Annotated in this window: 10 protein-coding genes and 1 pseudogene; 9 read left to right on the forward strand and 2 right to left on the reverse strand. The window is 74.1% G+C overall.

Going from position 1 to position 8285, the window contains the following annotated elements; translation table 11 throughout:
* The first annotated feature begins 56 nt into the window (after positions 1 to 56).
* The 6 genes and pseudogenes from AB0K92_RS27230 to AB0K92_RS27255 all read left to right on the forward strand — a co-directional run bounded on the left by AB0K92_RS27230 (position 57) and on the right by AB0K92_RS27255 (position 4832).
* A complete protein-coding gene (locus tag AB0K92_RS27230; RefSeq protein ID WP_365927049.1) occupies positions 57 to 1169 on the forward strand; it encodes a YihY/virulence factor BrkB family protein in 1113 nt (370 codons plus the stop codon).
* 278 nt (positions 1170 to 1447) lie between these two features.
* Entirely contained in the window at positions 1448 to 2188 is a 741-nt protein-coding gene (locus AB0K92_RS27235) for a carbonic anhydrase (protein ID WP_365927051.1), read from the forward strand.
* A 73-nt stretch (positions 2189 to 2261) separates the two neighbouring features.
* Positions 2262 to 3481, forward strand: a pseudogene (locus tag AB0K92_RS27240) (GDSL-type esterase/lipase family protein).
* A 120-nt stretch (positions 3482 to 3601) separates the two neighbouring features.
* A complete protein-coding gene (locus AB0K92_RS27245; protein WP_365927053.1) occupies positions 3602 to 4171 on the forward strand; it encodes a quercetin 2,3-dioxygenase in 570 nt (189 codons plus the stop codon).
* On the forward strand, positions 4168 to 4392 hold the full coding sequence (locus AB0K92_RS27250; RefSeq protein ID WP_365927055.1) for a DUF1427 family protein: 225 nt from the start codon (positions 4168 to 4170) through the stop codon (positions 4390 to 4392). The genes AB0K92_RS27245 and AB0K92_RS27250 overlap by 4 nt, the downstream gene beginning before the upstream one ends.
* The gene (locus AB0K92_RS27255) at positions 4389 to 4832 is read left to right on the forward strand and encodes a MarR family transcriptional regulator (protein ID WP_365927057.1); all 444 of its coding nucleotides are present in this window, start codon (positions 4389 to 4391) and stop codon (positions 4830 to 4832) included. Before AB0K92_RS27250 ends, AB0K92_RS27255 begins: the two co-directional genes overlap by 4 nt.
* Before the next feature lie 68 nt (positions 4833 to 4900).
* On the opposite strand, the gene AB0K92_RS27260 is transcribed toward AB0K92_RS27255, so the two are convergent.
* Complete coding sequence (locus tag AB0K92_RS27260; RefSeq protein ID WP_365927059.1) at positions 4901 to 5428, reverse strand: hypothetical protein; 528 nt, start codon at positions 5426 to 5428, stop codon at positions 4901 to 4903.
* Positions 5429 to 5609: 181 nt separating this feature from the next.
* Positions 5610 to 6065 carry an NAD(P)H-dependent oxidoreductase gene (locus AB0K92_RS27265; RefSeq protein WP_365927061.1) on the reverse strand — a complete coding sequence of 152 codons (456 nt, stop codon included), beginning with the start codon at positions 6063 to 6065 and terminating at the stop codon, positions 5610 to 5612.
* Between the two features lie 78 nt (positions 6066 to 6143).
* Here AB0K92_RS27265 and AB0K92_RS27270 point away from each other — a divergent pair, with 78 nt between their 5' ends.
* The 3 genes from AB0K92_RS27270 (at position 6144) to AB0K92_RS27280 (ending at position 8194) form a co-directional block, all read left to right on the forward strand.
* The gene (locus AB0K92_RS27270) at positions 6144 to 6794 is read left to right on the forward strand and encodes a class I SAM-dependent methyltransferase (protein WP_365927063.1); all 651 of its coding nucleotides are present in this window, start codon (positions 6144 to 6146) and stop codon (positions 6792 to 6794) included.
* A gap of 128 nt (positions 6795 to 6922) precedes the next feature.
* The gene (locus AB0K92_RS27275; RefSeq protein ID WP_365927065.1) at positions 6923 to 7369 is read left to right on the forward strand and encodes a hypothetical protein; all 447 of its coding nucleotides are present in this window, start codon (positions 6923 to 6925) and stop codon (positions 7367 to 7369) included.
* Positions 7370 to 7474: 105 nt separating this feature from the next.
* Positions 7475 to 8194, forward strand: a complete 720-nt coding sequence (locus tag AB0K92_RS27280) for a DUF305 domain-containing protein (protein WP_365927067.1) — start codon at positions 7475 to 7477, stop codon at positions 8192 to 8194.
* Positions 8195 to 8285: the final 91 nt, after the last annotated feature.

Consider the following 8285-nt stretch of genomic DNA (forward strand, 5'->3'; position numbering starts at 1 on the left):
GTGTGATCCCTTTCGGGGAGTGAGTGAGCCCGCGGTCCGGGGGTTACTCGGGGCTCATGGCGAAGCTGCATCTCCCCGGGCGCACCGGGCACAAGGAGCGGGACGAAGAGCCCCGGCGGCCGACTCCCGAGGAGGCCGGGCCCGGGCCGGAGGTGGAGCGGGCGGCACCCGCGTCTCCGACCGGGCTGCCCAAGGGGGCCTGGCGCGCGGTGTTCAAGGGCAGTCTCCGCGAGTTCAAGGACGACGAGCTCACCGACCGCGCGGCGGCCCTGACGTACTACGGGGTGCTGTCGCTGTTCCCGGCGCTGCTGGTGCTGGTGTCGCTGCTGGGCATCTCCGGCAGATCCACGACGGACAAGCTGATGCAGAACGTGGAGGCGCTGGCTCCCGGCGCCGCGCGGGACATCATCGGACGGGCCGTCGAGCAGTTGCAGGGCAACGCGGGCACCGGGTCCCTGATGGCGATCATCGGTCTCGTCCTGGCGGTGTGGTCCGCCTCCGGCTATGTGGCGGCGTTCATGCGCACGGCCAACGCGGTCTACGACATCCCGGAGGGCCGGCCGGTCTGGACCATCCTGCCGGTGCGGCTGGGGCTGACCGTGGCGCTGATGCTCATGGCCGTGATCAGCGCGCTGATCGTGGTCTTCACCGGGGGTCTCGCCCGCCGGGCGGGTGACGTGCTCGGTCTCGGTGAGACGGCGCTGACGGTGTGGTCCATCGCCAAGTGGCCCGTGCTCGTGCTGCTGGTCACGCTGATGATCGCGCTGCTGTACTGGGCCAGTCCCAACGCGCGGGTGCGCGGCTGGCGCTGGATCACTCCGGGCAGCTTCCTGGCCCTGGTGATCTGGATGATCGCCTCCGCCGGGTTCGCGTTCTACGTCGCCAACTTCGGCTCGTACAACAAGACGTACGGGACCATGGCCGCCGTCATCGTGTTCCTCGTCTGGCTGTGGATCACCAATCTGGCGATCCTGCTGGGCCTGGAGTTCGACGCGGAGACCGCCCGGCAGCGGGCCATCGCCGGCGGCCACCCGCCGGACGCCGAGCCGTACACCGAGCCCCGCTCGACCCGCACCTGGGACGAGGACGACTACACGCCCCGCGAGGAGCGGGAACACGAACGGGAAGCGGAAGGGGAAGGGGAACGGCCGCCGGGCCGCTCGTCCTGAGCCGTCGGGCGCTGTCGGGTCGCCAGCCGTCCGGCAGTGCCCGGTCGCCAGCCGTCCGGCCGTGCCCGGTCGTCAGCCGTCCGGCAGTGCCCGGTCGTCAGCCGTCGGGCCCTGCCCGGTCGTCAGCCGTCGGGCCCTGCCCGGTCGTCAAGAACTGCCCTCGGGTCCGCCAACGACGGCCCAACGGCCGGCCAGTGATCGGCCATGGCGGGTCATGAGCGGGTCATGATGCGGCGGCACACGGCGACCGGACAGGTTTTCGGATTTACGTTCGTGCCGTGAACCTCGACGACACCCCGCTCAGAGCCGCCGAGGCGGCTCCCGCGCGCCGCTCCCTGCTGCGCGCCGCCGTGACCGGAGCCGCCGTGACCGGCGCCGGCCTCGCCCTGGACGTCTCCCCCGCCGCCGCGGCCCCGCCCGCCGCCCGCCCGCGGCCCACCACCGCGACGGAGGCGCTGCGGGCGCTGGCCGTCGGGAACGCGCGCTGGCGGGCCTACCGGGAGCGGCATCCGGACGAGACCCCGGCCGTGCGGCAGGAGCTGGTCTCGGGCCAGCACCCGTTCGCGATCGTGCTGGGCTGTGTCGACTCGCGGGTGCCGCCGGAGCTGGTCTTCGACCAGGGTCTCGGCGATCTGCTCACCGTGCGCAGCGCCGGTGAGGTGCTGGACGAGGCGGTGCTCGGCAGCATCGCCTACGGGGTGCTGGAGCTGGACATACCGCTGGTGATGGTGCTGGGCCACCATTCGTGCGGGGCCGTGCGGGCCGCGGTGGAGGCCGACGCGTCCGGCGGGCGGCTGCCCGCGCACATCCAGTACCTGGCCGACCGGATAGCCCCGGCCATCGACCGCACCACGGAGGGCGAAGCCCGCGTCGACGCGACCATAGACGCCAACGTCCGGCTGGTACGGTCCCTGCTCGCGGCCGAGCCGGACCTCGCCCAGCGGGTGGCGGACGGGCGGCTCGCCATCGTCGGCGCGCGCTACGAGCTGACCAGCCAGGCGGTACGGCGCCTGGCCTGACGTACGATCACCGCGAAGCGCGTGCCGGCCGGTCCGGTGACACTGCCAGGAGGGCGGGGCGAGCAGCAGGACCATGCCGACGAACTGGATCACCACTCCCCTCACCGAGGACGTCACCGCGGGTCTCCTGCGCGGCGCCCTCGACCTGGAGGGCACCGCGCGCGGTGTGCTGCCGCACCGGCTGCCCGCCCGGGCCCGCGCGCAGTGCGCCGACCCGCAGCTCGCCATGGCCGAGTCCCAGCCGTCCGGCGTACGGCTGGTGTTCCGCACCCGCGCCACCGCCGTGGAGCTGGACACCGTGCCCACCAAGCGCGTCTACGTGGGCGCCCCGCCGCGCCCGGACGGCGTCTACGACCTGCTCGTGGACGGCGCACCGGCCGGCCGGGCCACCGTGGCCGGCCGGCCGGTGCGGGCCGGGCCACCGTGGCCGGCGGCGACACCCTGACCATCGACATGACCACCGGGTCCGTCGAGGTCCGGCGCGGGCCGGTCGGCACCGTGCGTTTCGCGGGGCTGCCCGGCCGGCCGAAGGTGGTGGAGATCTGGCTGCCGCACAACGAGACGACCGAGCTGGTCGCGCTGCGCACCGACGCCCCGGTCGAACCCGTGCCGAGGGAGCCGGACCGCCGGGCCTGGCTGCACCACGGCAGCTCGATCAGCCACGGCTCGGACGCGGCGAGCCCCACCACGACCTGGCCCGCGCTCGCCGCCTCCCTCGGCGGCGTGGAGCTGATCGATCTTGGCCTGGGCGGCAGCGCCCTGCTCGACCCGTTCACCGCGCGGACCATCCGTGACGCCCCGGCCGACCTGATCAGTCTGAAGATCGGGATCAATCTGGTGAACACCGACCTGATGCGGCTGCGGGCGTTCACGCCCGCCGTCCACGGGTTCCTCGACACCGTCCGGGACGGCCATCCGGACACGCCGCTGCTGGTGGTCTCCCCCATCCTGTGCCCCCTCCACGAGGACACCCCGGGTCCCACCGTCCCCGACGAGTCCTCCCTGGGCAGCGGCCGGCTGCGGTTCCGGGCGGCCGGCGACCCGGCCGAGCGCGCGGCCGGCAAGCTCACCCTGAGCGTCATCCGCGAGGAACTCGCCCGCGTCGTCGCACAGCGCGCGGCCGAGGACCCTCACCTCCACCACCTCGACGGCCGCGCCCTGTACGGCGAGTCCGACGCCGCCGAACTGCCGCTGCCGGACGGGCTGCACCCGGACGCCGCCACCCACCGGCGCATGGGTGAGCGGTTCGCCCGGCTCGCGTTCGGGGACGCGGGAATCCTCACCGGCGCCTGACGTCCGCTTCCCCGCCCGTACGCCCGCTCCGGCCGCCACCCCTCTCCCCTGGTCCCCCTCTTGGCCGCACCCCTATGTCAGGTAGCCTGACATCCGTCGTCCGCAGCCGGAGGTTTCCCCATGACCATCGAGTACGCCACGCGGTACCGGTCCCGCTCCTTGATCCCGCCGGAGCCCGGAAAGCCGTACTTCATCGAGAAGGGGCTGGGCGACCGGGCGCACCTCTTCGGTGACCTCGTCACGGTCTACGCGGGCGGCGAGCAGACGGAGAACACCTTCAACTTCTTCACCGTGGAAGGGCCGAAGGGCGATCTCATCCCCGCGCACTCGCACCCGGACACTCACGAGGTCTTCTACATCGCCCAGGGCGCGGTGCGCCTGTTCGTCGAGGACCTGGACGGTGAGCAGCACGAACGGCTGCTCACGCCGGGCGACTTCGGCTTCGTACCGAAGAACTGCCCGCACGCCTACCGCATGGAGCGCCACCACTCGGTGGTCGTCGGCGTGGCCGCCGGACCGGGCGGCACCTTCGAGCGGTTCTTCGAGACCCTGGGCACGCCGAGCGACGAACTCGGCCTGCCCGCCCGGCCGTACGTGCCCGCGCCGGAGAAGTTCGCCACCGTGCCGGACCGGTACGACGTGCGGTTCCTGCCCGACCACCGGTGGCGCACCGGGAGCGGACAGCGGTGACCTACGTCCAGGTGCTGCTGGCGGGCGGGCTGGTCGGGGTGCTCTACGGGGCACTGCGCGTGACCTCGCCCGCCCCGCCCCCGGTCCCCCTGTTCGGGCTGCTGGGCATGGTGCTGGGGCAGTCGCTGCTGGAGGCGGCTTCGTGTCCCGGTGCGCCGGGCCGGCGGCGAGGGGATAATTCCCGGATCCGCCGTCCCGCCGAGGCCCCCGAGGAGCCATGAGTCACCGCGCCGCCAATCTGCCCCAACTGCTCGGCGAAGGCCGGCGCTGGTTCGAGGACGCCCTGTTCGCCAGCATGGAGGCCGCAGGGGAACAGCCGGTGACCACCGCGCAGGCGTCCGTCTTCGCGATGCTCGACGCCGAGGGGACGACGGTCTCCGAGCTCGCCCGCCGGATCGGCGTCACCCGCCAGACGGTCCATCAGGCGGTGCACGGGCTGATCGACATGGGGCTGCTGGAGCAGGTCCCCGACCCCGGCTCCGCCCGCCGCCGGCTGATCCGCACCACCCCCGAGGGCCGGCGGGTGCACGAGCGGGCCCAGACGGTGATCGCGGTGATCGAGTCGGTCCTGGCCGAGCGCATCGGCCGGTCCGGCGTCGACGCCGTGCGGCGGGCGCTGGCCGCCGACTGGGGCGAGCCGCCGCTCGTCGCGGCGCCCTGAGCACGCCGCACCCCTGTCCGTCCCGCCGGTTCGCGCACGCCGGCGCGGCGGGATCGCGCCGCCCGGTGTCAGGCGATGAGCGCCTGGTCGGGGCCGAGGCGGTCCAGAAGGTGGTCCAGATGCAGTTCGGCCACGGGGGCGACCAGGTCGGGGTGGCGCAGCAGCGCCGCGGCGTCACGGTCGCGTATGCCGGGCTCGGTCAGGCGGCGGAACTCGGCCGGCGTGCCCAGGGGCTCCGGGCCGCGGGTGAGCTTGGTCACCGCCTGCCGGGCCAGCTCCGGGTCGGTGAGCAGGCTGGCGGCCCAGCTGGCCACGACCTCGTCCACCCAGGTCCGCCACGCGCTGTCCTCGGTGTGCGCGCCGCCCACCGCGTCCGCGCCGGTGACCCAGTCCAGGCGGGCCGAGCCGCCGGGGCCGGCCAGCGCGACCAGCGCCGCGTCCGTCCGCGTCGGGTAGCGCAGGCAGGCCGCGACCGTCACCGCCTGCCGCGCCTGCACCTCGCACAGGGCGGCGGCCAGCGCACCGCCGGACGCGGGGTAGGCGCGCGTCAGCCACTGAGCGGTCGCCGCGATGAGCGGGCTGAGTTCTGTGAGCACTGGCTGGCCGTCCGGACTGCGGGGGAACAGGGACCGGACAAAACGGTATCCCGCACACCGCGGGCAAGGACATGCCCTGTCTCGCATCGCGGGCGTGGCCTCGCCCACATTCGCCGGGCGCGGGGTTTACGCCCGGACGGGTGCCCGGACTGGTGCCCGGACGGGCACGCGGGGCCGCCGGTCACCCGGGCATCAGGCCGGCCGCGACCGTCGCGCCCAGTTCCCAGCAGGCCTCCAGGTCGGCCTTGCCGGGTGCGCCGGTGAGGGTCAGGGGATCGGCGGCGCGGCGCCAGGCGAGGCCCGTGGTGATCGACTCGATGCCGCGGACGGCTCCGGTGACGTCGCTGCCGCCGTGCACCCAGTAGCCGAAGGGGCGGCCGCGGGTGTCGTCCAGGCACGGGTAGTAGACCTGGTCGAAGAAGTGCTTCAGCGCGCCGGACATGTAGCCGAGGTTGGCGGGCGTGCCCAGGAGGTAGCCGTCGGCGGCGAGCACGTCGGACGCGGTGGCGGACAGCGCCGCGCGCCGCTCGACGCGCACGTTCTCGATCTCCGGCGTCGTCGCCCCGGCGACGACGGCTTCGAGGATCGCCTGGCAGTTGGGCGACGGCGTGTGATGGACGATCAGCAAGGTGGCCACGGCGGAACCCTAACGCCCGTTGTCACACGGCTGCCCGAGTGCGAGGATGCCCGCCACGACCACGCCGGAGGAGGCATCGTGACCGAGGGGGACCACCGGCCGCCCGCCGGAGCGCCGGACGCCGCGGCGGTGTTCGACGCGCTCGGCTCGGCGTACGAGAGGGCGTTCGCGGGATCAGCGGCGCACCGCGCGTCGCTCGACTGGCTGCTGGAGCGGCTGGAGCCCGGCAGCAGCGTGCTGGACGTGGGCAGCGGGACGGGCCGGCCGACCGCCGAGACCCTGGCCGGAGCCGGCCACCGGGTGCTCGGCGTGGACGTCTCGCCGGTGATGGTGGAGCTGGCAACGCGGCAGGTGCCGGATGCCGCCTTCCGCTGCGCCGACATCCGCGAGGTGCCGCTCGCGGAGGGCTCCTACGACGCGGTGTGCGTCTACTTCTCCCTGCTCCAGATGACCCGCGACGAACAGTCCGGACTGCTGGAGCGGCTGGTGCGGGCGCTGCGGCCGGGCGGGCACATGGTGCTGGCGACGGTGCCCGTGGACGTGGAGGGCGTGGACGCCGTGTTCATGGGCCGCCCGGTGCGGGTCACCAGCTTCGCCGCCGAGGACTTCACCGCCCTCGCGGCCGGCGCGGGCCTGACGGTGCTGCGCGCCGAGGAGTCCCTGTTCACCCCGGCCCACCCCGAGGCCGTACCGGAACCGCACCTGTTCGTGTACGCCCGGCGCGACTGAGCCGGGGGGTTGGCGCCGGTCGGCGTGCGCCGGGGTGGACGGCACGGCCGCCGACCCTTCCCGGACCGGAGCGGGCCGGTCCGTTACCGTGGGCGGGTATCGCGTCGCGGTGAGGAAAGGGATCGGGCGTGCGGGTGAGCCGGTGCGTGCGGGCGGGAGGCGCCCTCGGGCAGCTGCTGCTCGTGCTGGTGCTGGCCGTCGGTGTCTTCGTGATGCACACGCTCGGGCACCCGCAGGAGCACTCCGGTGGCGAACACCCCGGCAGCGCGTCGCACGGTGTCGCCGCTGCGTCGCACGTGCCCATGTCCGGGCACGCGGTGCCCGATCACTGGATGCCCGGCCCCTCGGGCGACACGCCGTCCGCTCCGCACGAGCCGGGGATGGCCATGGACATGACCTCGCTGTGCGTGGCGGTCCTGTTCGGCGCGTGGGTGCTGGCCGTGCTGCTCAGGGCGGCGTTCGCCCGGCGTGGCGCATGGCTCGCCGGACTCCTCGCGCGGGTCGCCGTCGTCCGGCGGCCGGATCCCCCGCCTCGCGGACCCGATCTCACCCGGTTGTCGGTGCTGCGGCTGTAGGCCGAACGGCACGCGCGGGCTCGCACACGCGGACCCGTCCCTTCGCGTACGCCTCCCACGGCCACCAGAACAGCAACAGAACCGACATTTAGGGTGAGATTCATCATGACTGGCTTCACGCGCGCCCTGCGCCGCCACCCCGCAACCGCCCGCCGTACCGCCGCGACGGCCCGCCGTACCGCCCCGTCCGCCGGCCTCGTCGCCGCCGGTGCCCTGCTCCTCGCCGCCTGCGGCGGGGACGGCACGGGCGGCATGCACCACGGCGCCGGCGGCTCCACGTCCACGACCGCGACCGCGTCCGAGGCCGCCGAGGCGGCGGCCGGTGGGGCCTTCAACGACACGGACGTCACCTTCGCCCAGCAGATGATCCCCCACCACGAGCAGGCCCTGGAGATGGCCCGGCTCGCCGACGGCCGGGCCTCGGACCCGGAGATCAAGGACCTCGCCGGGCGGATCGAGCAGGCCCAGGATCCCGAGATCCGGACCATGAAGGGCTGGCTGGAGTCCTGGAAGCAGCCGACCGCCGCGCAGTCCGGGTCCGGCATGGACCACGGCGGTCACGGCAGCGGTCACGACGGAGGCCACGGCAGCGGTGACGGCATGATGTCCGCCGCGGACATGGAACAGCTCAAGGGCATGAAGGGCACCGCCTTCGACAAGGCCTTCGCCGAGATGATGATCGAGCACCACAACGGCGCGATCAGCATGGCCCGCGACGAGCAGCGGAACGGCGAGAACCCCGGCGCCAGGAAGATGGCCGGCGACATCGTCGACGGGCAGTCCGCCGAGGTCGAGCAGTTGCGGGACATCCTCGACCGGCTCTGACCGACCGGCCGTCCGGACCCCGCGCGCGGGGGGCGGGCGGCCCCCCCCGCCCCGGCCGGCTCGCGCCCGCCCCCGCCCCAGGAGGGCGGGG

The organism is Streptomyces sp. NPDC052687 (assembly GCF_040678395.1).
Classification (GTDB): Bacteria; Actinomycetota; Actinomycetes; order Streptomycetales; family Streptomycetaceae; genus Streptomyces.